This is a genomic window from Modestobacter sp. VKM Ac-2984 (assembly GCF_026967985.1).
Taxonomy (GTDB): domain Bacteria; phylum Actinomycetota; class Actinomycetes; order Mycobacteriales; family Geodermatophilaceae; genus Modestobacter.
Map to the genome: position 1 here is coordinate 247,101 of NZ_JAPVBJ010000003.1, position 25,057 is coordinate 272,157.

Annotated in this window: 27 protein-coding genes; 11 read left to right on the top strand and 16 right to left on the bottom strand. The window is 74.1% G+C overall.

Translation table 11 applies throughout. The annotated features are described in order from the left end of the window. The 6 genes from O2W16_RS08260 to O2W16_RS08285 form a co-directional block, all read right to left on the bottom strand. On the bottom strand, positions 1-566 hold a 566-nt coding region (locus tag O2W16_RS08260), incomplete at its 3' end, for an ABC transporter ATP-binding protein (RefSeq protein ID WP_269158334.1). Positions 567-568: 2 nt separating this feature from the next. Next, complete coding sequence (locus tag O2W16_RS08265; protein WP_269158335.1) at positions 569-1,669, bottom strand: hypothetical protein; 1,101 nt, start codon at positions 1,667-1,669, stop codon at positions 569-571. Beyond that, positions 1,653-2,261: a sigma-70 family RNA polymerase sigma factor gene (locus O2W16_RS08270; RefSeq protein ID WP_269158336.1), complete on the bottom strand. Its 609-nt coding sequence runs from the start codon at positions 2,259-2,261 to the stop codon at positions 1,653-1,655. Before O2W16_RS08270 ends, O2W16_RS08265 begins: the two co-directional genes overlap by 17 nt. A gap of 60 nt (positions 2,262-2,321) precedes the next feature. Continuing rightward, positions 2,322-3,638 (bottom strand): cytochrome P450, encoded by a 1,317-nt coding sequence (locus O2W16_RS08275; RefSeq protein WP_269158337.1) that lies wholly within the window; start codon positions 3,636-3,638, stop codon positions 2,322-2,324. Then, on the bottom strand, positions 3,635-4,393 hold the full coding sequence (locus tag O2W16_RS08280) for an alpha/beta fold hydrolase (protein WP_269158338.1): 759 nt from the start codon (positions 4,391-4,393) through the stop codon (positions 3,635-3,637). The genes O2W16_RS08275 and O2W16_RS08280 overlap by 4 nt, the downstream gene beginning before the upstream one ends. A gap of 48 nt (positions 4,394-4,441) precedes the next feature. Next, positions 4,442-5,620 carry an MFS transporter gene (locus O2W16_RS08285; protein ID WP_269158339.1) on the bottom strand — a complete coding sequence of 393 codons (1,179 nt, stop codon included), beginning with the start codon at positions 5,618-5,620 and terminating at the stop codon, positions 4,442-4,444. A gap of 374 nt (positions 5,621-5,994) precedes the next feature. Here O2W16_RS08285 and O2W16_RS08290 point away from each other — a divergent pair, with 374 nt between their 5' ends. Then, positions 5,995-7,095, top strand: a complete 1,101-nt coding sequence (locus O2W16_RS08290) for an NAD(P)/FAD-dependent oxidoreductase (protein WP_269158340.1) — start codon at positions 5,995-5,997, stop codon at positions 7,093-7,095. A gap of 13 nt (positions 7,096-7,108) precedes the next feature. On the opposite strand, the gene O2W16_RS08295 is transcribed toward O2W16_RS08290, so the two are convergent. Next, the gene (locus O2W16_RS08295; protein ID WP_269158341.1) at positions 7,109-7,816 is read right to left on the bottom strand and encodes a class I SAM-dependent methyltransferase; all 708 of its coding nucleotides are present in this window, start codon (positions 7,814-7,816) and stop codon (positions 7,109-7,111) included. Between the two features lie 141 nt (positions 7,817-7,957). On the opposite strand from O2W16_RS08295, the gene O2W16_RS08300 reads away from it, so the two are divergent. Further along, entirely contained in the window at positions 7,958-8,497 is a 540-nt protein-coding gene (locus tag O2W16_RS08300) for a DNA-directed RNA polymerase subunit alpha C-terminal domain-containing protein (protein WP_269158342.1), read from the top strand. Between the two features lie 36 nt (positions 8,498-8,533). Here O2W16_RS08300 and O2W16_RS08305 read toward each other — a convergent pair whose 3' ends face one another. Together O2W16_RS08305 and O2W16_RS08310 are read right to left on the bottom strand one after the other, a co-directional pair. Further along, positions 8,534-9,076 carry a zinc-binding dehydrogenase gene (locus O2W16_RS08305; RefSeq protein ID WP_331253742.1) on the bottom strand — a complete coding sequence of 181 codons (543 nt, stop codon included), beginning with the start codon at positions 9,074-9,076 and terminating at the stop codon, positions 8,534-8,536. 6 nt (positions 9,077-9,082) lie between these two features. Continuing rightward, a complete protein-coding gene (locus O2W16_RS08310) occupies positions 9,083-9,544 on the bottom strand; it encodes an alcohol dehydrogenase catalytic domain-containing protein (RefSeq protein ID WP_269158343.1) in 462 nt (153 codons plus the stop codon). Positions 9,545-9,742: 198 nt separating this feature from the next. Here O2W16_RS08310 and O2W16_RS08315 point away from each other — a divergent pair, with 198 nt between their 5' ends. Further along, a complete protein-coding gene (locus O2W16_RS08315; protein WP_269158344.1) occupies positions 9,743-10,417 on the top strand; it encodes a universal stress protein in 675 nt (224 codons plus the stop codon). 11 nt (positions 10,418-10,428) lie between these two features. Here O2W16_RS08315 and O2W16_RS08320 read toward each other — a convergent pair whose 3' ends face one another. Continuing rightward, the gene (locus O2W16_RS08320) at positions 10,429-10,986 is read right to left on the bottom strand and encodes a flavodoxin domain-containing protein (RefSeq protein ID WP_269158345.1); all 558 of its coding nucleotides are present in this window, start codon (positions 10,984-10,986) and stop codon (positions 10,429-10,431) included. A 32-nt stretch (positions 10,987-11,018) separates the two neighbouring features. Here O2W16_RS08320 and O2W16_RS08325 point away from each other — a divergent pair, with 32 nt between their 5' ends. From O2W16_RS08325 to O2W16_RS08335, 3 genes are all read left to right on the top strand, one after another. Further along, entirely contained in the window at positions 11,019-11,210 is a 192-nt protein-coding gene (locus tag O2W16_RS08325) for a hypothetical protein (RefSeq protein WP_269158346.1), read from the top strand. A gap of 259 nt (positions 11,211-11,469) precedes the next feature. Beyond that, positions 11,470-11,826 carry an ATP-binding protein gene (locus O2W16_RS08330; protein WP_269158347.1) on the top strand — a complete coding sequence of 119 codons (357 nt, stop codon included), beginning with the start codon at positions 11,470-11,472 and terminating at the stop codon, positions 11,824-11,826. A gap of 263 nt (positions 11,827-12,089) precedes the next feature. Further along, on the top strand, positions 12,090-14,681 hold the full coding sequence (locus tag O2W16_RS08335) for a SpoIIE family protein phosphatase (RefSeq protein ID WP_269158348.1): 2,592 nt from the start codon (positions 12,090-12,092) through the stop codon (positions 14,679-14,681). A gap of 143 nt (positions 14,682-14,824) precedes the next feature. On the opposite strand, the gene O2W16_RS08340 is transcribed toward O2W16_RS08335, so the two are convergent. Beyond that, positions 14,825-15,460 carry a CBS domain-containing protein gene (locus O2W16_RS08340; RefSeq protein ID WP_269158349.1) on the bottom strand — a complete coding sequence of 212 codons (636 nt, stop codon included), beginning with the start codon at positions 15,458-15,460 and terminating at the stop codon, positions 14,825-14,827. 311 nt (positions 15,461-15,771) lie between these two features. Here O2W16_RS08340 and O2W16_RS08345 point away from each other — a divergent pair, with 311 nt between their 5' ends. From O2W16_RS08345 to O2W16_RS08355, 3 genes are all read left to right on the top strand, one after another. Next, a complete protein-coding gene (locus O2W16_RS08345; RefSeq protein WP_269158350.1) occupies positions 15,772-16,821 on the top strand; it encodes a TerC family protein in 1,050 nt (349 codons plus the stop codon). Further along, on the top strand, positions 16,818-17,111 hold the full coding sequence (locus tag O2W16_RS08350; RefSeq protein ID WP_269158351.1) for a helix-turn-helix transcriptional regulator: 294 nt from the start codon (positions 16,818-16,820) through the stop codon (positions 17,109-17,111). Before O2W16_RS08345 ends, O2W16_RS08350 begins: the two co-directional genes overlap by 4 nt. A 180-nt stretch (positions 17,112-17,291) precedes the next feature. Continuing rightward, a complete protein-coding gene (locus O2W16_RS08355) occupies positions 17,292-18,416 on the top strand; it encodes an NDMA-dependent alcohol dehydrogenase (RefSeq protein ID WP_269158352.1) in 1,125 nt (374 codons plus the stop codon). 55 nt (positions 18,417-18,471) lie between these two features. Here the strand turns inward: O2W16_RS08355 and O2W16_RS08360 are convergent, their stop codons facing one another. The 5 genes from O2W16_RS08360 to O2W16_RS08380 form a co-directional block, all read right to left on the bottom strand. Then, positions 18,472-19,074, bottom strand: a complete 603-nt coding sequence (locus O2W16_RS08360) for a TetR/AcrR family transcriptional regulator (RefSeq protein ID WP_269158353.1) — start codon at positions 19,072-19,074, stop codon at positions 18,472-18,474. A gap of 25 nt (positions 19,075-19,099) precedes the next feature. Continuing rightward, positions 19,100-19,636 carry a hypothetical protein gene (locus O2W16_RS08365; protein ID WP_269158354.1) on the bottom strand — a complete coding sequence of 179 codons (537 nt, stop codon included), beginning with the start codon at positions 19,634-19,636 and terminating at the stop codon, positions 19,100-19,102. A 3-nt stretch (positions 19,637-19,639) separates the two neighbouring features. Continuing rightward, positions 19,640-21,211, bottom strand: a complete 1,572-nt coding sequence (locus tag O2W16_RS08370; protein WP_269158355.1) for an APC family permease — start codon at positions 21,209-21,211, stop codon at positions 19,640-19,642. Further along, entirely contained in the window at positions 21,204-23,165 is a 1,962-nt protein-coding gene (locus O2W16_RS08375) for a primary-amine oxidase (RefSeq protein WP_269158356.1), read from the bottom strand. Before O2W16_RS08375 ends, O2W16_RS08370 begins: the two co-directional genes overlap by 8 nt. Positions 23,166-23,328: 163 nt before the next feature. Continuing rightward, positions 23,329-23,976, bottom strand: a complete 648-nt coding sequence (locus O2W16_RS08380) for a trimeric intracellular cation channel family protein (RefSeq protein ID WP_269158357.1) — start codon at positions 23,974-23,976, stop codon at positions 23,329-23,331. Positions 23,977-24,107: 131 nt separating this feature from the next. Between O2W16_RS08380 and O2W16_RS08385 the strand changes: the two genes are divergently transcribed. Together O2W16_RS08385 and O2W16_RS08390 are read left to right on the top strand one after the other, a co-directional pair. Next, on the top strand, positions 24,108-24,536 hold the full coding sequence (locus O2W16_RS08385; RefSeq protein ID WP_269158358.1) for a helix-turn-helix transcriptional regulator: 429 nt from the start codon (positions 24,108-24,110) through the stop codon (positions 24,534-24,536). Then, the gene (locus O2W16_RS08390) at positions 24,533-24,943 is read left to right on the top strand and encodes a VOC family protein (protein WP_269158359.1); all 411 of its coding nucleotides are present in this window, start codon (positions 24,533-24,535) and stop codon (positions 24,941-24,943) included. The genes O2W16_RS08385 and O2W16_RS08390 overlap by 4 nt, the downstream gene beginning before the upstream one ends. The last annotated feature ends 114 nt before the right edge of the window (positions 24,944-25,057 follow it).

Here is a 25,057-nt window from a genome sequence, read left to right on the forward strand (position 1 = left end):
GCCCGGCCCAGCGGGTCCAGGGCGCTGGTCGGCTCGTCCAGCACCACGAACTCCGGCCGGCCCACCAGCGCGACCGCCAGCCCCAGCCGCTGCTGCATGCCCTTGGAGAACCCGCCCACCCGGTCGTCACCCCGGCCGGACAGCCCGACGAGCGCCAGGCACTCCCGCTGTTCGGCGGCGGGCGCCCCGGCACCGGAGAGCCGGGCGTGCAGCGCCAGCACCTCGGCCGCGGTCAGCCACGGCTGGTAGCGGAAGAGCTCCGGCAGGTAGCCGACCCGGGCGCGGGCGGCGGGGTCGGCCGACCGCTGCCCGAGCAGCATCGCCTCGCCGGCGTCCGGGCGGACCAGCCCGAGCAGCATCTTGATCACGGTGGTCTTGCCCGCGCCGTTGGGCCCGAGCAGCCCGACGATCTCGCCCCGGCCCACCTGCAGCGACACGTCCTCGACGGCCAGGTGCTTGCGGTACTGCTTGCGCAGCCCGGTGCACCAGGCCGCCGGTGCCGGGGGCAGGCCGGCCACCAGGTCGGCGGCGGCCTGCACCCCGGCACCGCTGTCCACGGTGCTCACGCTCAGTCCAGGTCCCGGGCGACCGACAGCAGCTCGTCGGGGTCCAGGGAGCCGGCCACGGCGGTCACCACGCCGTCGGACACCCACACCACGGCCGCCATCGCGCCGTCCCGGCCGGTCAGCACCGTGGCCTCGGCGCCGTCGACCTCCGCCGTCGAGCTGGTGGCCAGGTCGGCGGGGACGGGGATCGGCAGGGTCGAGCCGTCGGCGGTGAAGCCCCGCAGCTGCGCCGCGACGTCCTCGGGCAGGCCGGGCAGCGACAGCAGGTGGTCGCGCACCGTCTCGAACGGGACGCCGGAGGAGTACGCCGACGGCGCGACGGCGCGGCCCACGACGAGCGCGGGGAGCCCGCTCTCGGAGGACCAGACCTGGGCCACGCCCGGGCCGGCGACCAGCCGCACCGAGCTGCCGTCCAGCCCCGGCGGGGGCGGGGGCAGCGTCTCCCCGGCCGCGGCGGCGGCCTGCGCGGCGCGGTCGGCCGAGTAGGTGAAGGTGGCGCTGAGCTGGCCGCCCACCGAGATCGTCGGCTCGCCGGCGACGCCGCGGGGCAGGTCGGCCACCTCGGGCACGTCCAGGCCGGACTCCTCGGCGGCGGTGGCCGCATCGGGGACCTCGTGCACGTCCGGGTCGCCGGTGAGCTCGACGTCGCCGTACGCGCTCAGGTCGGGCAGCGCGACCAGGTCGCTGGTGGTGAGGCTGAGCGGGGCGACCTCCTCGGTGCGGAAGACCTGCAGCCAGTCGTTGGCGGCCGCGGTCCCGGCGCCGGCCAGGACGACGCCGAACGCGAGGACGGCGGCGGCCGGTCGCCGGAACAGGCGGGACCGGCTCGGGCGGACCCGCTCGGGACGGGCAGCGGGCGCGGCAGCGGGCAGCGCGGCGGTCAGCCGCCGCCAGCCGGCGTCGACGTCGGTGCTGCCCGCGGCGGCCAGCGCGGTGCTGCCCTCGGCTGCCAGCGCGGTGCCGACGAGCTCGGCGTCCCGGCGGGTGGCGGCCAGCGCCGCCAGGCACTGCGGGCAGTCGGCGACGTGTGCGCGGTCGGGGTCGGGGACGCCGGCCGGCTCGTCGAGCAGGCGGCGCAGCGTGCCTTCAGTCGGATGACGCATGACGGGTCAGCTCCTTGCGCAGTGCGGATTCGGCGCGTCGGACGGTGGTGCCGACGCTGCCGGGGGACATGTCGAGCGCCGCGGCGACCTCGGCGTAGCTGAGGCCGCTGTGCCGGAGCACGAGGGCGACGGCCTGCGTGCGGGGCAGTTCGCCCAGCGCGGCCCGGACGCGGCTGCGGTCCTCGCGGGTGAGCACCGCCTCGGCGACGTCGGGGGTGGTGACGTCGGCCGTGGCGGCCACGGTCTCCTCCCGGGACGCGCGGCGGCGCCCGGAGCGGATCAGGTTCAGTGCGGTGTGGACGGCGGCGACGCTCAGCCAGCCGGGCGCCTCGGCGGCCGGCACGGTGGATCGGCCGAACGCCAGGAAGACCTCCTGGGCGACGTCCTCGGCCTCGTCCCGCGAGCCGAGCACCCGGGCGGCCACGGCCACCACCTGCGGGTAGTCGCGGCGGAACACCTCACCGAGGTCGGACCGCACGGCACCGTTCCCGGCACCCGCCACCGTCCCGCCCTTCCTCCCGACCCGGCTCGCCGTGCGCCCGGGCACCGACAGCTGGAGCGCAGCCGGGGGTCCGTACCGAACGAGGTCCATGCCCTTACAGCACCGCCGGGGCCGCAGATGTGACACCCGGCGGCCATGAGCATGCCCGGTTCAGCCGGCGACCCAGCGGATCGGCAGGCGCTTCACCCCGCGCTGGAAGCTCGACCGGAGCAGCGCCGGCGGCCCGGCCGGCTCCAACACGCTGGTGCGGCGCAGCAGCTCGGCGAACAGCGACCGCATCTGCACCCGGGCCAGCTGGGCGCCCAGGCAGAAGTGCGGCCCGTGGCCGAAGGACAGCTGCGGGTTCGGTGCCCGGCGGACGTCGAAGCGGTCCGGCTCGGTGAACACCCGCTCGTCCCGGTTGGCCGAGGTGAACGAGACGACGACCTTGTCCCCGGCCTGCACCCGGGTGTCGCCGATCGTGACGTCGCGGGTCGCCGTCCGGCGGAAGACCATCACCGGTGTCCACCAGCGCAGCATCTCCTCGACCGCGCCGGGCAGCAGCCCCGGGTCGGCCCGCAGCTGGGCCAGCTCCTCGGGGTGGGACAGCAGCGCGATGAGCCCGCCGGGCAGCCCGTTGCGCAGCGTCTCATTGCCGGCCACCGCGAACAGCCAGAACATGTTCTCGAACTCGGCGTCACTGACCGGCGGGTCGTCCCCGTCGGTCTGGGCCAGCAGGATCGACATGACGTCCCGGCCGGGTGCGCGGCGCTTCTCCTCGGCCAGCAGCCGCGCGTAGGCGTAGAGGTCCGGCATCCCGGCGCGGGTGCGCGGGTCGGGCAGCCGCCCGTCGGCGTCGGGCACCGGGCGCAGCGCCACCGCCTGCCGGGCCATGGCCGTGCCGCTGCTGGCGTCGAACGCCGCCGAGGAGGCGTAGTCGGGGTCCTGCCAGCCGATCACCCGGTTCGACCAGTCGAACATCAGCCAGCGGTCCTCCGCCGGGACCCCGAGCACGTCGGCCAGGGTGACCAGCGGCAGGTCGGCGGCGACGTCCTTGGCGAAGTCGCACCGGCCTTCCCGGTCGGCGCCGATCATCCGGTCGACCAGTGTGGCCGCGGTGGCCTCGATCGAGGCGGTGAGCGCGGCCACCGCGCGCGGGGTGAACGACCGGGTCAGCAGGCGGCGCAGCCGGGAGTGGTCCGGCGGGTCCATGTTCAGCATCATCCGGCGGACCCAGGGCAGGTCCCCGGCGTCCTGGACCTGGGTGGCCCCGAGCCAGGAGGAGAAGGTGGCCGGGTCCTTCAGCACCTGCTCGACCTCGGCGTGCCGGAGGACCAGCCAGCAGCCGGGACCGTCCGGCTCGTCGACCCAGGCGACCGGGCCTGCCGCGCGCAGCCGGGCCAGCTCCGCCAGCGGTGGGCCGGTCTCGTAGGTGGCCGGGTCGAGGAGCACGCGGGTGTCCGCCGCCCGCGTCACCGGTGGGGTCACAGGTCGTCCAGGAAGCGCTCCACGGTGGTCAGCAGCGCCACGGGCGTCTCGTACATCGCGTAGTGGCCGGCGTTGGACAGCACCTCCAGCGAGGCGTTCGGGTACTGCTGCAGGAAGGTCTGCTCCATCACCGCGGCGCTCAGCGCCGGGTCGTGCTCGCCCACCACCACGCGGACCGGGACCGGGTTGCCCTGCACCTCGGCGGAGAAGTCGGTGCCCGCCCAGGCGTCCAGGTACGCGCCGAAGGCCGCGGGGTCGGACTGGTCGAGCGAGAACCGCACCATGCGATCCAGCCAGGTGCGGCTCAGCCGGTTGCCGGTGGTCAGGTCGAGGATCGCGTAGCGGTTGCCCCGGTCGTCCGCGGCGCCGCGGAAGAGCTGCTCGGCCTGCTCGTCGAGGGGGACGCCGGTGGAGGGGACCGGGCTCACGCCGAGCAGCCCGTCGACCCGGCCGCCGGCGTCGACGAGCACCCGCTGCATCGCGCTGCCGCCCATCGAGTGCCCGACCACGGCGAAGGAGGACCAGCCCTGGGCGTCGACGGCGGCGAGGGCGTCGGCGGAGATCTCGGCGAGGGTGTGCTCTCCGGTGTCCCCGCGCCGGGCGCCGTAGCCGCGGTAGTCGAGGAACAGCCAGCTGTACCGGTCGCCGTCGACCAGGTCGGGGAGGTGGCCCCAGCCGGCCGCGGAGCCGAACCAGCCGTGCAGGGCCAGGACCTTCCGGGGGCCGGTGCCGATCACGAGGGGTGCGTTGGCCATCCCGGGAGTGTCGTGGGCCACAGGCCGGCGGGGCAAGGGCCGCGCCGCTCAGTCGCGGGCCCGCCGCCGCAGCTCCAGCCACAGCCAGCCGGCCAGGGCGACCGGGACGGCCAGGAACCCGGTCATGGCCGGCACCGTGCCGAACGTGGAGCCCAGCCAGGCCAGCAGCAGCGGGGTGCCGAACCCGGCGTAGGCGAAGGCGTAGAAGGCGCTGTTCATCGCACCGCGGGCCTGCGGAGGCGCCAGCCGGGCGGTGAGGGTCAGCCCGGCGGTGAGGCAGAGCCCGCCCGCCCCGCCGAGCAGCGCCGCCGCGGGCAGCAGCAGCGCCTCGGACTCCCCGACGATCGCCACGACGCCGAGCACGTGCCCGACCGCGGCGAGCACCATGCCCAGCGGCGCGGCGCCCCGTTCCGCCCGCCGGCCCAGCCGGGCGGCGACCGCGCTGGCGCCCAGCGCGAGCCCGGCGACCAGCCCGGCGTAGGCGACGCCGACCCCGTCGGGGACCACGAGCAGCGGCAGCAGGGTCGCCGCGATCGTGGGGAAGGCGAACACCCCGACGGCGGTGGGCGCCAGCACCGCCCAGAAGGGGCGGCGGGCCTCCGGGGGCAGCCCCAGCGTCAGCAGCGGGCCGCCCTGCCGGGCCTGCACGGTCTCCGGCACGGTGACGAGCGCGCCCAGCCCGACGACCAGGACGGCGACGTGCACCAGGTACGGCAGCGTCGTCGGAGCCGGGCCGTACTGGGCGAGCAGCCCGCTCATCGCCGGCGCGACCGCGAAGCCCAGCGACGTCGACACCGCGCCCCGGGTGGCCGCCGACTGCTGGCCCTCCGGGCCGGCGAGCTCCTGCAGCCAGGCGTTGGCCACCGAGAACACCACCCCGGAGACGACGCCCTGCAGCAGCCGCCCGGCGTAGAGCAGCGGCAGGTGGTCGACGGCGGGCAGGAACAGCAGCGAGACCAGGCCGGCGAGCACAGCGAACGGCAGCACCAGGGCCCGCCGGCCGAACCGGTCCGAGGCGGGCCCGGACAGGGTCACCGCGGCGATGAGGCCGATGGCGTAGCAGCCGAAGACGGCGGTGACGTCGGCGTCGGAGAGGTCCAGCGTGCGCCGGTAGACCAGCAGCAGCGGCGTGGGGATGTTCGTGCCCAGGGCGACGGTGAACAGCCCGAAGGTGAGCGCGTCGAGCTTCCGCCGCGCCGGGTCCCGCTGGAGCGTGGCCGCCGGCATCCCCGGGACGCTACCGGCCGCCGGAGGCCTGCCTCGCCCGCGCCGTACCCGGGGTCAGCCGCTGCCGACGGCGATGGGACATGCGGAAGATCTCGGCGTGGGCCGGCACCATTGCGCTGCCCGCCGCCAGCGCCGGCAGCTGCGGGTCGTCCTTGTGCGCTGAGCGGGGTCTTCGGTCCGGCGAGACCCCGCTCAGCGCACAACGCCGGTCAGCTGACCAGGACCGCCCTGGCGTGTCGATTGACAATCGATAGGCACCAATCGAGACTCGATCAATGCCGACCCGACACCGCCCGGTCCGGCCGTTTCAGGTGACACCGCGAAGCTCCCCCGGACAGGGCGCCGGGGGGCTCGCGCCCACGGAGACGGCCGACGTGCTGGTCGTCGGCGCGGGCCTGGCCGGTCTGCACACCGCCACCCAGCTCGCCCGGCGCGGTCACGACGTGCTGCTCGCCGAGCGGCGACCGAGCCTCAGCGGCGCCATCCGCACGACCGGCATCTTCGTGCGCAAGACCCTCGACGACTTCCCGCTGCCGCCGGACCGGCTCGGGCCGCCGATCCGGCGGGTGGTGCTCTACCCGCCGTCGCTGCGCCGGCCGGTGACGCTGAACAGCGCCCGGGACGAGTACCGGGTGGGGGACATGGCCGGGCTGTACCTGGCCGCCGCCCGCGCCGCGACCGACGCCGGCGTGCGGCTGGCCCTGGCCACCCGGTACCGCGGTCGGGCGGCGGGCCACGCGCTGCTGACCGGCCCGGACGGCCCGGTGCGGGTGCGCGCCCGGTTCGTCGTCGGCGCCGACGGCGCCCGCTCGGCGGTCGCCCGGGACCTGGGGCTGGACCGCAACCGGCACCTGCTGGTCGGGGGGGAGGAGGTCTTCGCCGTGCCCGGCAGCGCTGAGCCACCGGCCTTCCACTGCGTGCTCGACCCCTCCCTGGCGCCCGGCTACCTGGCCTGGGTGGTCAACGACGGGCAGCACGCCCACGTGGGCGTGGCCGGGTACCCCGACCGCTTCCCCGACGGCCTGCGCCGGGCCGTGCAGCGGTTCGGCGCGCGGGCACCCGGGCTGTCCGGCGTGGTCCGGCCCGACGACGTCGAGCTGCGCGGGGGCCCCATCCCGGTCGGGGGCCTGCTGCGCCGGATCGGCTGCCCCGACGGGCTGCTCGTGGGCGACGCCGCGGGCGCTGTCTCCCCGCTCACCGCCGGCGGGCTCGACCCCTGCCTGCGGCTGTCCGAGCACGCCGCCGACGTGCTGGACGAGGCGCTGCGGACCGGGCGGCCCGGAGCGCTGGACCGGTACGACGGCGCGGCGCTGCGCCGCAGCTTCCGCGGGCGGCTGCTGCTGCGCCGGGGGCTGGCCCAAGTCCGCACCCCGGCCATGGCGGCCGCGGCGTTCACCGCGCTGCACACCCCGCTGGGCCGGGCCGTGGCGCGGCACGTCCTCTTCGGTGACCGGTCCTTCCCGGCCCCCGGCTGAGCAACCCGGGTGGTCAGACGGCGACGGCGGTGACGAACACGCAGACGCCCTCGCCGTCCGCGGGGTGTGCCCGCAGCCCGACGAGCCGGAGCAGTGCGAGCTCCACCCGGTGGACCAGGCGGCGGAGCCCGGAGTACTCCATCGAGCCGGCGGTCCGGACCTCCAGCTGGTCGAACCCGGCCTGCCGGACGTGCTCGACCAGCATCCAGTCGGGGAGCAGCGTGATGTGCCCGGGCTGGTAGTAGTGCCCCGGCCCGAAGAACACCGGGGCGCCGCGCAGCACCGTCTTCAGCAGCGAGTGCGGGTGGGTGACGTTCGGGGTGCTGACCAGCAGACGGTCCCCTGCGCGCAGCATCGACCGGATCGACCGCAGCACCTGCCGCGGGTTCTCCACGTGCTCCAGCGTCTCGACGCAGACGACGAGGTCGAAGGGGCCCTGGGTCTCCTCGGTCAGCTCGGGGTGGTCCAGGTCCAGCCGCCTGATCCAGTCGTGCGGCGGCTCGAGGTCGGTCGGCACCACGTCGAAGCCGGCGTCCCTCAGCCGCATCGCCAGCGCACCGCACCCGGCCCCGACCTCCAGCACCCGCCCGCCGGCCGGGAGCGCGGCCTGCACCAGGGTCACCGCGTACTCGTGGACCCCTGGCGCGGCGTGCACGGAGTGGCCGGCGTAGGCCCGCACGCTCGCGGTCCGCTGGACGGTCTCTCGTTCGACCCGGGGCACCGGGACAGGGTGACAGGACGCGGCCCGGACGGCGATCCGGAGACCCGGCCTCGCTCTGGCGGGGTCCCGCCCTGCCGTGCTGCCGCCCGCAGGACGCGCGGGCGATACGTTGGGCCCATGTCGAACAGGTCGTCGCGAGACGTGCCCGGGAGCACCGTCCGCGAGCTGGGCCTGCCTGCCCGGGTGGTGGCCGCGCTGGACCGGGCGGGGGTCGACAGCGTCGCCGACCTGGCGGCGCTCACCCGCGCGGAGCTGTCCGGGATCGCCGGGCTGGGCCCGGGGTCGATCGCCGCGATCCGCGCCGTCGTGCCCGAACCGTCCACCGGCTCCGCCCGCGCCGTGCCGGACCAGCTCCCGCCCCCGCCCGAGCCGGTCGAGGAGGAGTCGCCGGACGCGCCGGCGATCCCGTCGTTCGACTCCCTGCGGGACCCGCGGCGGCGGACTGCGTTCGACCTGCTCGTCCCCGAACAGCCGGTGGCCCCGGCGCCTGCGCCGCCTCCCGTTGCCGCGCCGGCACCGGCCCCTGCACCGACCCCTGCACCGACCGGGCACGCGCCCACGGCCGAGTACGGCGACCTGCTGCGGTGGGGTGTCCACCTGGCCGCTGCGGCGGCGGTCGTCCCGCTGCGGGTGGCCCGGTGGTCGGTCCAGGCGTCCGTGCGCCGACTGCTCGGCGACTGACCGGCGCCCGACGCCGTCCGGTGGGAGCGCCGCGGCTCAGAACTGGAAGACGATGCGGGCGGGGACGTGCCCGGAGAGAACGTCGGCCATCGCCTCGTTGACCTCCTCGAGCTTGCGTTCGGTGGTGACGACCGTCGTGCGGCCGGCGGCGTGCAGGGCGAAGACGTCGGCGAGGTCGTTGCGGGTGCCGACGATCGAGCCGATCACGGACTTGCCGGCGAGCACGGTGTCGAAGATCGGCAGCTGCATGGTCCCGTCGGCCGGCAGCGCGACGCAGACCAGCCGACCGCCGCGCCGCAGCGACAGGTAGGCCTGGTCGAAGGAGGCCGGTGCGGCGGCGAGCGCGACGGCGACGTCGGCGCCACCGAGGGCCTGGATCGCGGCGACGGGGTCGGTGGTGGCCGCGTTGACCACCTCGTCGGCGCCGAGCTCGCGGGCCATCTGCAGCTTGTCGTCCTGGACGTCGACGGCGATGACGAAGCCGCCGGCGATCCGGGCGTACTGCAGGGCCAGGTGGCCCAGCCCGCCGATGCCGAAGACGGCGACGGTCTCGGCCGGCGCGACCCGGGCGACCTTGATCGCCTTTTAGGTGGTGACGCCGGCGCAGGTGAGGGGGGCGGCGTCGGTGCTGGAGACACCGTCGGGGACCGGCGTGGCGAAGTCGGCGGCGACGACGGCGTACTCGGCCAGGGCCCCGTCGACGGAGTAGCCGGAGTTCTGCTGGGACTCGCACAGGGTCTCCCAGCCGCCGATGCAGTGCCGGCACTCCCCGCAGGCCGACCCCAGCCAGGCGATCGCGACGCGGTCACCGATCGCCCGGGAGGTCACGCCCTCGCCCAGCTCCTCCACGACGCCGATGCCCTCGTGCCCGGGGGTGAACGGGGGAGTGGGCTTGACCGGCCAGTCGCCGCGCGCAGCGTGGATGTCGGTGTGGCACAGGCCGCTGGCCTCCATCCGGACCAGCACCTGACCTGGCCCCGGCCGGGGGACGGGCACGTCCCGGACCTGGAGGGGGGCACCGAGCTCGGTGACGACGGCGGCCTTCATGGTGATCTCCGTTTCGATGACGGGAGTGTCGGCGTCGACGATCTCGGTGTCCAGTGCCGACCGGCAGGGGCCAACGTCCCAGGCAGGCAGGACGAGCGCCCCCTGTCCCCGGTCCCCGGGGCGCGGAGCCTGGAGGGTGCGGGCGGCGGCGCACCCGCCGCCGTCCGGCCCGACTCGTCGCACTGGAACGGAGCGCCCGTGGAGACCGTCGCCTACGTCGCCGTCGTCATCGCCCTCTGGGTCCTGGCCGGGCTCGCCGCCGTGGTGGTGCTGCTCGCCCGGCAGGGCTACCGCGACTGGGGGTGGTACCTGATGGGCGCCGTCCTGGGCCCGCTGTTCATCCCGATCGCCGCGGAGCGTGCCCGGCGGGACGTCGCGGTGCTGGAGCGCGGGGAGGGGAGCCCCCGGAACGAGGACCCGGACCGGCTGACCGTCGTCGTGGGCGTGGACGGCTCCACCGAGTCGGACCAGGCGGTACGGGAGGCGGGGCGGCTGTTCGCCGGCGGTGGGGCGGCCTTCGTCCTGGTGAGCGTGCTCGACCCCGATGTGGCCGAGTTCCCGGACGACCCCCGGCGGCGGGCCGCACACGGCCTGCTCACCGACCGGGCGGGCTGGCTGCCCGAGGGTGCCGTGCTGGAGATCGGCTGCGGACAGCCCGCCCGGGTGCTGCAGGAGATCGCCCGGGCCGAAGCCGCCGACGTCCTCGTGCTCGGGCGCCGCGGACGCGGCTTCTCCCGCCGGCTGCTGGGCAGCGTCGCCGAGCGGCTGGCGCACGAGGCCGACGTCCCGGTGGTGTTCCCGCCCGCCGCCGCGGGCCACCAGCCCGTCGACCGGACCACCGGCCAGGCCGCGCGCCCGGTCCACCGGTCCTGACGGAGCTGGCCTCAGGACGGCGGGGAGGGCGGCGCCGAGGAGCTCACCGCGCCGGCGAGCGCCTCGGCGATCTCCTCCGCCCACGCCTGCGTGGCCGCCCAGTCGCGGAAGTCGCCGACCGGGGCGCGCAGCGCGGTCACCATGGCCAGCTCGCCGATCCCGAGCAGGGCCCGGTCCAGTCGCCCGGGCAGCACCCGGTGTCCACGGGCACCCACGGACGCGCCGATCGGCTCGGCGTCGTGCGGCTCGTCCGGTGGGAAGGGCGGTGCCCCGATCGGACCGCTGCTCAGCAGCCAGACCGGCCGGCCCCGCAGTGCGGTGGCGTGTTCGGCGGCGTAGTGCCGGGCGGGCTCCAGCCACCGGCCGGCGTAGACCGCACTGCCCAGCACGACGGCGTCGTAGGACGAGGGGTCGGGGCGGCGCTCCACCGGGACGGCGACCGCGCGGAGTCCGCAGCGACGACCGGCCGGTGACTCCTGCAGGTGCCGGACGACCGCGGCGGCGATCTCGGCGGTGGAGCCGTGCCGGCTCGCGACGGTCACTAGGACCCGCGGCGGGTGAGTGCTCATCGTCGTTCCTCTCGGCAGCGGACCGGACGGGCGTGCTCCTGCGAGCGTCGGCGCACCGGGGCGGTGCGCGCCGGGGTCCCGGGTCCCGGCTGCCCAGGACCTTCGACCCGTGGCTGCGTCGGGGCGATCAGCCCGGGGGCCGGCTGGCCGGGCTCGCCGCCGTGGTGGTGTTGCTCGCGCGGCAGGTCTACCGCCACTGGGGGTGGCACCTGATGGACGAGTGACCGGTGGTCGATCCGATGCGGCACGCCGCCCAAGGCAGACACGCGTAACGTCGAAGCTACCGACGGCGAGCAGCCGATGAGTCAAGCCTACGGCTCGGGAAGCTTGGACTGGCTCTCTCGTCGGATGAACTCCCACCACGTCGTGGGATCTGGAGCGCGCGAACACATGGATGCACCACTCTGGTCGGAACGAGCACTCCCGGATCCATTACGAGATCAACTACCGCCGTGGGCGTGGGACCTGCACCAGGCCGCCGACTTGACCCGCTCGCGATTGGACCTTCGAGCCAATGTCCTGGGCGCGGGCGTGCCACCGGGTGACATCGCCGAGGACATCGAGTGTCTGCTGCTGGCCTACGAGGAACTCGCGTCCAATGGCTTCAGACACGGGCAGCCGCCGGTTCAGGCAGCGGTCACTGCCGCAGGCAACGGCTGGCTGATCGACGTCACCGACGCCGCGCCTGACCATGCGCCGATCCCGGCGGTGGACCGGGATCCGGCCTTCGGTGGCCTCGGCCTGAGCCTCATCTCTCGGCTGTGCGGTGACTACGGCTGGTCGGTCACGGCAGACCGCAAGCACGTGTGGGCCTACGTGAACGTGGACACCGCCGTCTGAGGTCATGGACGGCGGGCTCAGCACCGCCGTCCATGAGGCCGGAACGCGTAACGGCCGCCACCCAGGACCACGGAGCTCTCGGCCAGCCCCCCCTGCTGACGTGCCTCCGATGCGGCGTCCTGGGATGACGGTGGGCCCTCCTGGAAACGCGGTCTGGTCTTCGGGCCTGCTGACCGACGGTCCAGCGGCTTGATCGTGCCGGTAACATCAAAGGCCACTGGACGGGACGTCGGCTGATGGGTGTCCGCCCGCGAAGGGGACGCGTGACCGGCTCGCTGCCTCTGATCTCCTCCCTACCCGCGGAATCTGATCCGGCGTTCGAGCGGTTCGCCCGACTGGTCCGCCGGCAGCTGGGCGTGCCGGTCTCGCTGGTCACGATGGTGTCGGCGCACGAGCAGGTGTTCCCCGGAGCGATCGGGCTGCCCGAACCCTGGCAGTCGACGCGATGCACTCCGCTGAGCCACTCGTTCTGCCAGCACGTGGTCCGATCGGGCGAGCCGCTGGTGATCGCCGACGCTCGCATCGACCCGCTGGTCGCGGACAACCTGGCGATCCCCGACCTCCACGTCATCGCCTACGCCGGGATCCCGCTGACCGACGCCGACGGTGTGGTCGTGGGGTCGTTGTGCGCCATCGACAGCGAGCCGCGTACGTGGACGGACGAGGACCTGGCAGTGCTCACCGACCTGGCCGGGGCGTGCAGCTCGGAGCTGCAGCTGCGCCAAGCCCAGCACCGCACCGCGGTGGCCGCGGCCGAGGCGCGGGAGCTCCGGGCGGAGCAGGACGCCGACCGGTCGGTGTGGACGCTGGCTCTGGACGCCGGTCAGGTGGGCACCTTCGCCTTGGACCTGGGTGACGGTGCACTGACCGTCGACGACCGCCTGCTGGAGCTGTCGGGGATGGACCGGGCCTCCTTCTCCGGTCGCCCGGATGACGTCTACGCCCACGTCCACCCCGACGACGTCGATGACGTCGTCGCCCGGGTGCGGCACGTCATCGAGGCCGGCGGCACCTACGAAGCGGAGTACCGCATCGCCCTGGCCGAGGACTCGCACCGGTGGATCGCCGCCCGCGGCGAGGTGGTCGGTGACGACGGGGAGTCGGGTCGGCGGCTGGTCGGCGTGGTGCACGACAGCACCTCGACCCGCGAGCCGCAGGAGCGGGCGGCGCAGATCGTGGACGAGATGGCTGTCGGGTTCATAGCACTGGACACCGACTGGGTGATGACCCACGTCAACCGTGAGGCCGAGCGCATCCTCGGCCTCCCGCGGTGGCAGATGCTCGGTCAGAACATGTGGGAGGTGTTCCCTGCCGGGGTGGGGAGCGTCTTCGATCGGAACTACCGGACCGCCGCGACCACCGGACAGCCGGTCGTCTTCGATGCCCACTACCCCAGACCTCTGAACATCTGGGTGGAGGTGAGAGCGGTGCCCAGCCCGTCGGGTCTGGTGCTGCACTTCGTCGACATCACCTCCCGCGTGGTGGCCCAGCAGCAGGCCGAGCAGGTGGCTGCCCGGGAGCAGCTGCTGTCCCGCATCACCGAGAACCTGTCGGCGACCCTGGACGGCGATGAGGCCGCGCAGCGGCTGGCGCAGCTGGTCGTCCCAGCGGTCGCCGACTGGTGCATCGTGACCAGCAGCGAGGACGACCGGGCCGCCGGCTCCCGTCGCGGGATGCGCACGGCGGCGTGCTGGCACACCGACCCCGATCGTCGGGACACCACCTCCGCCTACGCCGAGGCGTGGCTGAGCTCGCTGGATGACGACTCCGTCCTCGTCCGCGCGCTGACCAGCGGGCAGATGCAGCTCGTCGACTCTGGCGCGACCGCGCAGGTGCTGCCGATGCTCACTGCCGGCCCGGCGCGTGACCTGCTCGCCGACCTGGCCCCCGAGGCCGTCGCCGTCCTGCCATTGCCCGGGCGCGACGGCCCGGTGGGGCTGCTCACCCTGGCCAACGGCACCGCCCGTGGCGCGTTCGCCCCCGAGGACCTGGTCACCGCGCGGAACATCGCCGACCGCGCCGGTCTGGTGCTGGACAACGCCCGGCTGTACCGGCAGCAGCGTGACGTGGCCGAGGGACTGCAGCGGTCCCTGCTCACCGCACCCCCGCAGCCCGACCACGGGCAGATCGTGGTGCGTTACGTGCCGGCTTCCCAGGCCGCGCAGGTCGGTGGGGACTTCTATGACGCGTTCCTCCAACCCGACGGGGCGGTGGTGCTCGCCATCGGGGACGTCGCCGGCCATGACACCGAAGCGGCGGCGGCGATGGGGCAGCTGCGCACCATCGTGCGCACCCTGGGCGCCCATGACCACGACGGACCTGCCACGGTGCTGAGCCAGGCCGACCAGGTGATGGAGACCCTGCAGTCACACATCCTGGCCACCGCTGCGGTCGCCAGGCTGGAGCAGACGGACCAGGAACGGGCAGCCGGCACGACCCGGGTTCGCTGGTCCAACGCCGGGCATCCGCCACCGATGGTGATCCATCCAGACGGGCGCGTGGAGACCCTGGCCCACGACCGCGCTGACCTGATGCTGGGCGTCGACCCGTCCACCGCGCGACGGGAGTCGCAGGTCGAGGTCGGGCGGGACAGCGTCCTCCTGCTGTACACCGACGGGCTGGTCGAGCGTCGAGACCAGGACCTCGACACCGGCACCGCACAGCTGCAGGCAGTCCTGGTCGAACTCGCCGGCTCAGACCTCGACGAGCTGTGCGACACGGTCCTCGCCCGCATGCTCCCGGGCACACCGGACGACGACGTGGCTCTCATCGCCGTCCGGCTGCACCCACAGGACCGGCCGCGGCCGGCCGAGGCCGGGCCGAAGCGGATCCCGCCCAACGTCCCCGCCGAGTGACCCAGCCGCCTCGCGGCGTCAGGACCAGTGGGTGGTGCAGGGTGGCGGATCCGCGACGCCACTGATCAGTGCATCGGTGTCAGCGCGTGGAGTCGCGTTGCTCGGGATCTGCGGGGACGGCGTCGCATCGGGGGCCCCCGAGATCACTGCGGTGTGGCGCTGCCTGGGTCGGTGTCGGAGCCGAGGACATCGGTGGGCATGCGCGCTGCCACCACGCCGGGGACGGTCCGGGCGAGGGTCTCGACGGTGGCCCGCTCGTCGTCGGTGTCCGGGGTGCCGCGGGACCGTCGGACGGTCGCGACGCCCTCGGCGACCTCCACCGCCCAGCTGCCGGTCTCCTGCGTGTAGCTCTCCACCAGCCGGAGCAGGTCGGCCCGGACTTCCTCGTCCGGGCGGGCCAGCGGGCGCAGCAGGTCCCGGCGGCTGACGATGCCCGCCAGCCGTTCCCCGTCCAGCACCGGCACGCTGCGCAGCCGGGCGTCGACGAACAACCGCGCCACGTCGGACACGTCCGCGGTCACCGGCACCGTGCGGACCGACGTCGTCATCACCCCGCGCACGAGCAGGGCCGGTGGCGCGTCGGGCACGGGCGACCGGCGGAGGTGGAGCCGGGGATCGGGCGGCAGCCGGTCCCGGAGGACGTCGGCCTCGGCGACGATCCCGATCACCGTGCCGCCGTCGTCGATCACCGGCACGGCGGCGAAGCCCCGTTCGGCCATGACCTCGGCCGCGTACTTCGCCGAGGTGTCCGGCCCCACGGTCACCACCTCGTGTGTCATCACGTCCCTGACCTGCACGGCTCCTCCAGTTCCCCAGCGGTGTCCTTCGGCGTTTCGTCCCCGACGGTAGAGCCGTCGGCGGCGTCCTGGCAGGGTCCTCGGGCCCGACCGGGACGTGCTCGCCCCGTTGCCGGGACTCCGCTCTGGCGCAGACAGGTGAAGTCTGCTTCACTTGTCCTCGTCGTGGAGGGGAGTACCCCAACGCCACCTCGTCGTCAGCACGGCCCTCGTGGCCCGGCGGGATGGAGCTCCTGGGCGGGTGTCCGGGAGCGGGGGAGACCTCCGGTCGCAACCTGACCGGAAGGTGCCCTGTGGACGTCCCCCTCTGGATCTGGCTCGCCGTGCTGGCGGTCATCCTCGTCATGCTCGCCGTCGACCTGTTCGCCCACCGGAACGCGCACGTGATCGGCGTGCGGGAGGCCGCCGGCTGGTCGGCCGTCTGGGTCGCGCTCGGCGTCGCGTTCGGCGCCGTCGTCTGGTGGCAGGCCGGCAGCGAGTACGGCCAGCAGTACTTCGCCGGCTACCTGATCGAGAAGTCCCTCGCCGTGGACAACGTGTTCGTCTGGGCGATCGTGCTGACGTACTTCGCCGTGCCGCGGGAGTACCAGCACCGGGTGCTGTTCCTCGGCGTCCTCGGTGCCCTGGTCTTCCGCGGGGTCTTCATCGCCGCCGGGTCGGTGCTCATCGCCAGCTTCAGTTGGGTCCTGTACCTGTTCGCGGCGTTCCTGCTGGTCACCGGGGTGCGGATGGCCCGGCAGCGCGACGAGCACCTGGACCCGGAGCGGTCGCGGGCGCTGCGCGCCTTCCGCCGGTTCGTGCCGATGACCGACGCCTACCACGGTCAGCGCCTGGTGGTGCGGGTCGCCGGCCGGCTCGTCGCCACGCCCCTGCTCGCCGTGCTGGTGGTCATCGAGGTCACCGACGTGGTCTTCGCGGTCGACTCGATCCCGGCGATCTTCGCGGTCACCGACGAGCCGTTCCTGGTGTTCACCGCCAACGCCTTCGCCGTCCTCGGCCTGCGTGCGATGTACTTCCTGCTCGCCGACCTGATGCACCGGTTCGTGTACCTGAAGGCCGGGCTGGCGCTGGTGCTGGTCTGGGTCGGGGTCAAGATGATGCTGAAGGTCGACCTGTTCTACGTGCCGACGACGATCTCGCTGGCCGTCGTCGCCACGATCATCGGGGTCTCGGTCGTGGCCAGCCTGCGGGCGACGCGCGGACAGGGCCGGGCGCCGGTGGCCGCGGGTGCCGCAGCTCCCTTCCGGGTCGCCTCGGCCGAGGAGACCGCGGCGCTGGAGCCGACCTGGCGGCGGCAGCGGCAGCGGGTCGGGACGACGGGGGAGGGGCGCGACGAGCGATGACCGGTGAGCGACGGTGGACGTTCCTGACCAACCACGGGCACGTCCTGCTGGCCGTCGCCGGCGCCCCTGACCTGCGGGTCGCGGAGATCGCCGCGCAGGTGGGCATCTCGCCCCGTGCTGCTCTGGCGATCCTCCGCGACCTGGAGGACGACGGGTACGTCCTGCGGACGCGGGTCGGGCGGCGCACCCACTACGCCGTGCAGCCGCACCGGCCGTTCCGGCACCCCGCGACGGAGACGCACGAGGTGGACGAGCTGCTGGCGATCTTCGGTCGTCCCCCGCCGGGCTGACCCGGGGGAACGTCCCCGGCGGTGGCGCCGGACCGTGACGTGCACCACTCCGGACCCGTAGGCTGCCTGCATTCCTGACCGATCGGTCGGGAACCACCGGGGAGGAGTGACCGGCGCCCGGGAGGCCCACCGAGCCCGCGCCGGACCGGCCGCACCGTCCCTGCTCAGAGAGGAGCACCCGTGCCCGTCACCACCCGCGTCTCGCTCGTCCGCAAGGCCCCCGGCACCTACGAGACGGCCACCGTCGAGCTCGACGACCCACGTCAGGGCGAAGTGACGGTCAAGCTCGCCGCATCGGGCCTGTGCCACTCCGACGACCACGTCGCCACCGGGGACGTGCCGGTCGGGGTCTACCCCTACGTCGGTGGGCACGAGGGCGCCGGCGTCGTCACCGCGGTCGGGCCGAACACCCCCGGCTACGAGGTCGGTGACCACGTCGTCTTCTCGTTCCTGCCCGCCTGCGGGCACTGCGAGCCGTGCGCCCAGGGGCAGAGCAACCTCTGCGACCTCGGGGCCTCCCTGCTCACCGGTGCCCGGGCCGACGACCCGACCAGCTTCCGGATGAGCGAGGACGGCAACCCCGTCGGTCAGCAGTGCGGCATCTCCACCTTCAGCGAGTACACGACCGCCTCGGTCGACTCCGTGGTGAAGATCAGCAAGGACGTCCCGCTCAAGGCCGCCGCCCTGGTGGGCTGCGGGGTGCCCACCGGCTGGGGGTCGGCGGTCCGCTCGGCGAACATCAAGCCGGGGGCGACGGTGATCGTGATGGGCATCGGCGGCATCGGGGCGAACGCGCTGCAGGGGGCGGTGCACGCCGGGGCCAGCACGGTCATCGCCGTGGACCCGGCACCGTTCAAGCAGGAGAAGGCGAAGGAGTTCGGGGCCACGCACGCCTTCGCCGGCATCGAGGAGGCGACCGAGTACGCCCGGTCCATCACCAACGGGCAGGGCGCCCACGCCGTCATCATCACCGTCGGCGTGGTGCAGGGGGAGCACGTGGCCCAGGCGCTGGCCGCGGTCCGCAAGGCCGGCACCGTCGTGCTGACCGGGCTCGGTGACGTCACCGCCACCGGCGCCCCGATCGCCCTGGGTGACCTCACGCTCATGCAGAAGCGGCTGCAGGGGTCGCTGTTCGGCGAGTCCAACCCGCGGCACGACATCCCGGCCCTGCTCCGGATGTACCAGGCCGGTCAGCTCAAGCTCGACGAGCTGGTCACCCGGGAGTACACGCTGGACCAGGTCGCCGAGGCCTACGAGGACATGCACGCCGGCAAGAACATCCGCGGCGTCATCGTCTTCGACTGACCGCACCGTCCGCCGACGCCCCAGCACCCTGCGCGGGTGCTGGGGCGTCGGCGGCTCAGGAGGACGCCGGGCGGCCGATGGTGGTGAGGAAGTCCTCGAGGAGGGCCGTCTGGCGTTCGGGGGTGTTGTGGCGGGGGGAGAAGCAGGCGTTGATCTGCAACCCCATGGTCATGGCGAGCACCGCGTCGACGATCAGGTCGTGCGGGCGGCCCGGTGCCAGCTCGCCGGCGACCTGGGCCTGGCCCAGGTACATCCGCATCTCCGCGCGCCAGGTCTCCATGGCGCTGTCGTAGAACTCCACGAGCTCCGGCTGGCCGGCGGCGTAGTCCCAGAAGCCGATGACCACCCGGGCCTCCGCGAGCCGGACCTCGTCCAGCGGCATGATCTCCAGGCACAGCAGCCGGAACGCGGTGAGCCCGCCGCGGTCCCCGATCGCGGCGCGGGCCCGCTCGTTGGTGGCGTCGAAGGCCCGCTGGAACGCCGCCCGCAGCACGGCGTCCTTGTCGGGGAAGTACCGGGCCAGGGCGCCGTTGGCGTACCCCGCCTCCGCGGCCAGCTCCCGCATGGTGACCGCGATGAAGCCCTTGCGGACGATCAGTGACCACACCGCCTCGATGATCTCGGTGCGGCGGGCGGCGTGGTCGACGATCTTGGGCACGGGGCTCCTCGGCAGACGGGGGTGCTCAGACGAGCATCGCGGTCATCCCCGACAGCATCACCAGCCCCCCGGTGAACCGCAGGGCACCCAGCGCCCGACCGGCGCGACGAGGTCGCTCCGGGACGGCGTCGTCCCGGTCGGCGCGGTGGTCGTGCGGCCCGCCCTCGCGGGTGGCGTGCCGCACGACGAGCCAGACCACCAGGACGGCGACGGCATAGGGGAGCGTGCCCTCGGCGCCGGTGTGGTGCCCGCCGTGGGCGCCGCCCGCCGCCGTCCCGCCGCCGACACCGGCGAGCGCGATGAGCGCGGCCATCGCCACGGTGTCGACCGCCCCGGACCAGCGGGCGGCCGGCGTCCGGACGCGGCACAGCTGCCAGGCCAGGAGCGCCGCCAGCGCGAGCAGTGCCACCGGCTCGCCCAGCGGGCGGGCGGCGGGCAGCCAGGCCACCACCATCGCCACCAGCCCCAGGGCGTGCGGCACCCACAGTGGCGGCCGGTGCGGGAAGTGCCCGACCATCGCCAGCCCGGCGCCCGCGCCGCAGACCAGCAGATGAGCGGTCACCGCTCAGCCCACGACGTCGCGCAGCGCCGGGCGCTGGTCGGCGTTCCGGGAGAGCACCGCGCCGACCACCAATCCGATCAGGAACAGCACGAAGGGCAGCAGCACCAGCGTCCAGCCGGTGGCACTGAGCTGCCAGGCCGTCACGGCCGGGTCGACGCCCTCGGGGACGGTGCCGGCCAGCAGGCCGAACCGGCCGATCAGCAGGTAGAGCCCGGTGGCCAGGCCGAGGGCGGCCAGCACCGGTGCGGCCAGCGTGGACCACCAGTGGCCCCCGCGCGCCGTCCCGCGGAAGTGCACCAGGACGGCCAGGCAGACGAGGATCTCCACCAGCACGACGGAGATGACCGCCATCCCGGAGGACCAGTAGAAGAGGTTGAGCACCGGGTCCAGGCCGGCCAGGGCGAAGACCACGATGACCGCGCCGGTGAGGACGCTGGTCACGATCGCCCCGATGCCGGGGGCGCCGTGCCGGTTGGTGCTCTGCAGCGCCCCGGGGAAGACCCCGGCCCGGCCGAGGGAGAAGAAGTAGCGGGCGCTGCAGTTCTGGAAGGCCAGCAGCCCGGCGAACAGGCTGGAGAGCACCAGCCAGCTCATCACCGTGGCCAGCCAGTCGCCGACGTAGGTGGCGGCGACGGAGAACAGCACTGCCGCCGGGTCGGCCAGCGGCACGCCGTCCACCGAGGACTCCTCGAGCACCCGGGCGACGACGTCGTCGGTGCCCAGTCCGCTCACCACGGCCCAGGAGGCCGCGGCGAAGATGACGGTGATCAGCCCGACCGCGGCATAGGTGGCCCGCGGCACGGTGCGCTCGGGGTCCTTGCTCTCCTCGCCGTAGATCGCGGTGGCCTCGAAGCCGATGTAGGAGGCGAAGGCGAAGGCCAGCGCGATGCCGGCCGAGCCGGCCAGGCCGCCGACGAAGACGTTCTGCGGGGCGAAGGACTCGACCAGGTTAGCCCCGTCGGGGCCGCCGCCTTCCAGCATGACGGCGACGGCGACGACGGCCAGGCTGAGCAGCTCCAGGACCATGAGCGTGCCGAGGACCTTGGCGCCGACGTCGACGCTGACCACCGAGAGGGCGAGCACCAGCGCCCAGGCGGCGAGCGTCCACAGCCACCAGGGGGCGTCGATGCCGAAGGTGGCGTCCATCTGCCCGGCCATCAGACCGCCGAAGAACCCGTAGACCGCCAGCTGGATGGTCAGGTAGGCGAACACGGAGACGAACGCCGAGCCGACGCCGGCGGACAGGCCCAGGCCGCGGCCGACGTAGGCGAAGAACGCGCCGGTGTTGGTCACCACCCGGCTCATCGCCGAGAAGGCGGAGGCGAACACCATGAGGACGATCCCGACGGCGACGTAGGCGCCCGGGGCGCCGGCGCCGTTGCCGGCCGCGATGGCCACCGGCACGGCGCCGGTCATGCCGACCAGCGGGGCCGCGGCGGCGACGACGAAGAAGACGATGCCGAGGACGCCGAGCCGGCCGGACTTCAGCTGCTCGCCGTCGCTGCGCCGGCCGGCCGGATCGCCGGGGGAGGTCAGCGCGGTCGCGCCGGTCGAGGTGGTCGGGCGCTCACTCACCGGAGGCCTCCGTGGTCGAGCAGGAGGCGGCGCCGCCCGCGCAGTGCGCGGAGGTCGAGGCCGGCACGTCGAGGGTGGGGTTGCGGTCGAAGAAGCCGAACGGCTTGAGCCGGAACCCGGTGTAGTCCACCGGCATGATCGGCCAGTCCTCCGGCCGGGGGACGTGGGTGAGCCCGAAGGTGTGCCACACCACCAGGTCCTGGCCGTCGATGTCGCGGTCGGCGGCGGCGTACTCGGGCAGCCCGGAGCCCCCGCTGTGCTGGTTGACGAAGTCCCCGGCCGAGTAGCGCTCGGCGGGGTCGTAGCGGGTCACCCACAGGTGCCGGGTGGCGAACGCCGCCCGCCGGGCGATCGAGGACCCCGGGTCCGACAGCAGGGTCGGCAGCCCCTCCGGGTACAGGGCGTACCCGACCGGCTGGCCGACGTGGTTGAGCCGCTCGGGGTTGACGATGTGCCAGACCCGGTCGGTGGCCGGGGAGGCGTCGCGCTGGGCCGCGGACTCGGTGGCCAGGGTGGTGCAGGAGGTGGTGAACGCGTTGCCGCGCTGGTTGTCCGGCCCCATCGGCACCCGGACGACCTCGACCTCGTCGACCCGGTTGGCGACGCCGTCGACCGTCATGTCCAGGCGGGCGCTGAACAGGTGCTGGTGCAGCGGGGCGCCCAGCCCCGGGGCGATCTGCGAGGCGTACGGGTACTCGCCGCCGTCGTGGGCGGAGGTGAAGACGACGCCGGTGGCCTTGGCCTCGAACTCGATGGTGCCGTCGAGGTAGAGGTACCAGTAGAAGCCGTAGTCGTAGTTGCCCACGGTGGTGAAGAAGGAGACCACCAGCCGCCGCTGCCGACGGGTCTGCTGGGAGCCGCTCCACAGGTCGGTGTGCTTCCAGAGGATCCCGTAGTCCTCCTCGTGGATGCAGACCGCGTTGGGCAGCGTGCGCGGGTTGCCCTGCTCGTCGGCGATGACGGCGTCCAGGTAGGTGATGTCGCCGAGGCAGTCGCAGCCGAGCTCGAGGGCGTTGGCGTAGCGGCCGACCAGGTACTCGCCGGTGTCGAAGTAGTTCTGCCAGGAGCGCACCGGGTTGGGGTCGGCGTAGGGGACGACCATCTCGGCGATCGAGGCGCGGTAGACGATCGGCCGCACGCCGGTGCCCTCGTCGAACCCGATCTGGTGCAGCACGAGGCCCTCGCGGGTGTCGAAGCCGACCCGCAGCGACCACTTCTCCCAGGTGAGCACGTTGCCGTCCAGGGTCAGGGTCGACCCCTCGGGCTGGGTGATCTCGATCGGCTTCTGGGTGGTCCGCGGCGGGCCGCTGACCGCCGGGTCGTCGTAGTTGCCCGAGCCGGTGGGCACCGGGACGGCGCCGGTGTCGATGACCTGGTCGACGACCCGGTTGATCGTGTCGACGTAGGCGACCAGCCCGTCGATCGGGTGCGCCCAGGCGGAGTCCGTCGGCGTCTCCTGCAGGAAGGCCAGTCCGCGCAGCACCCGGCGCCCCGCCTCGTCCGGGTACTCCTCGTAGGCGCCGGCCGACAACGGGGCCACCCGGACCTGGGCGACGTCCAGGTCCCGGGCGGCCAGGGCGGCCAGCCACCGCTCGTCGGTGGCCAGCAGCTGCTCGACGAGCTCGAACTCCTCGTCGAGCACCGGGAGCTGACCGGAGGTGGCGGTGTCCAGCTCGACCGCCGTGACGACCTCACCGGCGGTGGCGTCGACCACGACGTCCCGGGAGACCTGCGAGGCCAGGTCCAGCAGCAGCACCCGGAAGCGCCGGCTGACCGGCTGCCCGGGGCGGTGTGCCAGCACCTCGGTCTTCGGTGGCTCCTGGAGGCCGACGTAGACGAAGCGGGTGCTGTCGACGACCAGACCGGCCGCGGTGGTGATCCGCCGGACCTCCTCGATCTCCGCGGCCTGGACGGGGTCCAGGGGATGGGTCAGCTGTAGCTGGGTGGTGGTCATGGCTGCACCTCGGAACGTCTACGAATGTTGACGAATGCGGGTGCGCGGCGAAGGGGTCGTCCGCGCGGTGTGGCGGACAGAGTGCCCCACGTCACGTTTCAACGGAAGACCCTCGTGTGACGTTCAGGTCAATTCTCCTGGGGGAGGTGTGGCCCGCGGGCGGTCAGGCGCCGTCCGGCCGGTGGGCGCGCGGTGTCCGGGGCATCGGCGCGTTCCAGCCGAAACGGACGCCGAGCATCCGGACGGTGAAGCAGACGGCCGCCGCGCCGACGGCCGCGGCCACCCCGTAGACGTCGAGCTGGACGGCCACCACGGTGACGGCCGCGCCGATCAGTGCCGGGATCGCGTACAGGCCGCTGCGGAAGACGGACGGGACCTGCCCGATCAGGACGTCGCGCAGCGTGCCCCCACCCACCCCGGTGAGCGCGCCGAGCAGCACCGCCTGTGTCGGGCCCAGCCCGAGGGCGAGGGCCTTGCTCGCGCCGGTGACCGCGAACAGGCTCAGCCCCGCGGCGTCGAGCACCGTGATCGGGGTGGTCAGCCGGTCCAGCCCGGGCCCGAAGACGAAGGCGACCAGCCCGCCGCCGGCGGCCACCGCGAGGTAGCGCCAGTCGCTGAACGTCGCCGGCGGCAGGGCGCCGAGCAGGACGTCGCGGATGATCCCGCCGCCGAGGGCGGTGGTCATCCCCAGCGTGATGACGCCGACGATGTCCAGCCGGGTCACCCGCAGCGCGGTGAGCGCACCGTTGAGCGCGAAGGCGAACGTGCCGACGAGGTCGAGCGTGAGCAGCAGTGTCGCCTCGGTGCTCACCGGTCGGTTCTACCAGCGCGGTGCCCGGCCCCCGGCGACGGCGGGGGCACTGCGGCCCGACAGGCCTCGCGCGAGCGGGGCGCGCCCCTGCGCTCGCGCACGTGACCGGTGGACCCGTATCGGAGCAGCGCGTGAGCGACCTGGTGCTGCTGCGCCGGGTGCGGGACCGGATCGACCGCGAGTACGCACAGCCGCTGGACGTCGCCGCGCTCGCCCGTGGGGTGCACGTGTCGGCCGGGCACCTGAGCCGGGAGTTCAAGCGGGCCTACGGGGAGTCGCCCTACGCCTACCTCATGACCCGGCGGATCGAGCGCGCGATGACGCTGCTGCGACGGGGCGACCTGAGCGTGACCGACGTCTGCTTCGCCGTCGGCTGCGGTTCGCTGGGCACGTTCAGCACCCGTTTCACCGAACTCGTCGGGATGCCGCCCAGCGTCTACCGGGAGCGGGCCGCCCAGGGGAGCGCGGAGATCCCACCGTGCCTGGCCGAGCAGGTGACCAGACCGGTCAGGAATCGAGAAGCCCGGACGTCCGTGCCGCCCCTGGCGTGGCCGACATGACCTTGATCATCCACTACGCGTTCCTGCCGCACACCGACCCGGAGGCCTCGGTGGCCTTCTACCGCGACGTCCTCGGCTTCGAGGTCCGCAAGGACGTCGGCTACGAGGACATGCGCTGGATCACCGTGGGCCCGCCCGACCAGCCACAGACGTCCATCGTCCTGCACCCGCCGGCCGCCGACCCCACGATCAGCGACGACGAGCGCCGCACCGTCCTGGAGCTGATCGCCAAGGGCAACCACGCCGCGGTCACCCTGGCCACCGACGACCTCGACGGCACCTTCGCCGAGCTCGAGGCGAACGGCGCCGAGGTGCTGCAGGAGCCGACGGACCAGGACCACGGCGTGCGGGACTGCGCCTTCCGTGACCCCACGGGCAACCTGATCCGGATCAACCAGCTGACCTGACCCGGCGGGCCCGGACCGGCTCGTGCCCCCCGTCGGTCGGCGTGGTGGTCGAGCGGGCCGGGCTCCGCCGCCTACCCGGTTCGAGGGAGCCGGTCCTTGGTGGGACCGGCGGCG

Excerpts from the sequence above, each read along its gene's own strand:
- O2W16_RS08310 (WP_269158343.1), bottom strand. The coding sequence starts at position 9,544 with ATGAAGGCCGCCGTCGTCACCGAGCTCGGTGCCCCCCTCCAGGTCCGG.
- O2W16_RS08285 (WP_269158339.1), bottom strand. The coding sequence starts at position 5,620 with ATGCCGGCGGCCACGCTCCAGCGGGACCCGGCGCGGCGGAAGCTCGAC.
- O2W16_RS08350 (WP_269158351.1), top strand. The coding sequence starts at position 16,818 with ATGACCGGTGAGCGACGGTGGACGTTCCTGACCAACCACGGGCACGTC.
- O2W16_RS08280 (WP_269158338.1), bottom strand. The coding sequence starts at position 4,393 with ATGGCCAACGCACCCCTCGTGATCGGCACCGGCCCCCGGAAGGTCCTG.
- O2W16_RS08320 (WP_269158345.1), bottom strand. The coding sequence starts at position 10,986 with ATGAGCACTCACCCGCCGCGGGTCCTAGTGACCGTCGCGAGCCGGCAC.
- O2W16_RS08340 (WP_269158349.1), bottom strand. The coding sequence starts at position 15,460 with ATGACACACGAGGTGGTGACCGTGGGGCCGGACACCTCGGCGAAGTAC.
- O2W16_RS08270 (WP_269158336.1), bottom strand. The coding sequence starts at position 2,261 with ATGGACCTCGTTCGGTACGGACCCCCGGCTGCGCTCCAGCTGTCGGTG.
- O2W16_RS08390 (WP_269158359.1), top strand. The coding sequence starts at position 24,533 with ATGACCTTGATCATCCACTACGCGTTCCTGCCGCACACCGACCCGGAG.
- O2W16_RS08265 (WP_269158335.1), bottom strand. The coding sequence starts at position 1,669 with ATGCGTCATCCGACTGAAGGCACGCTGCGCCGCCTGCTCGACGAGCCG.
- O2W16_RS08375 (WP_269158356.1), bottom strand. The coding sequence starts at position 23,165 with ATGACCACCACCCAGCTACAGCTGACCCATCCCCTGGACCCCGTCCAG.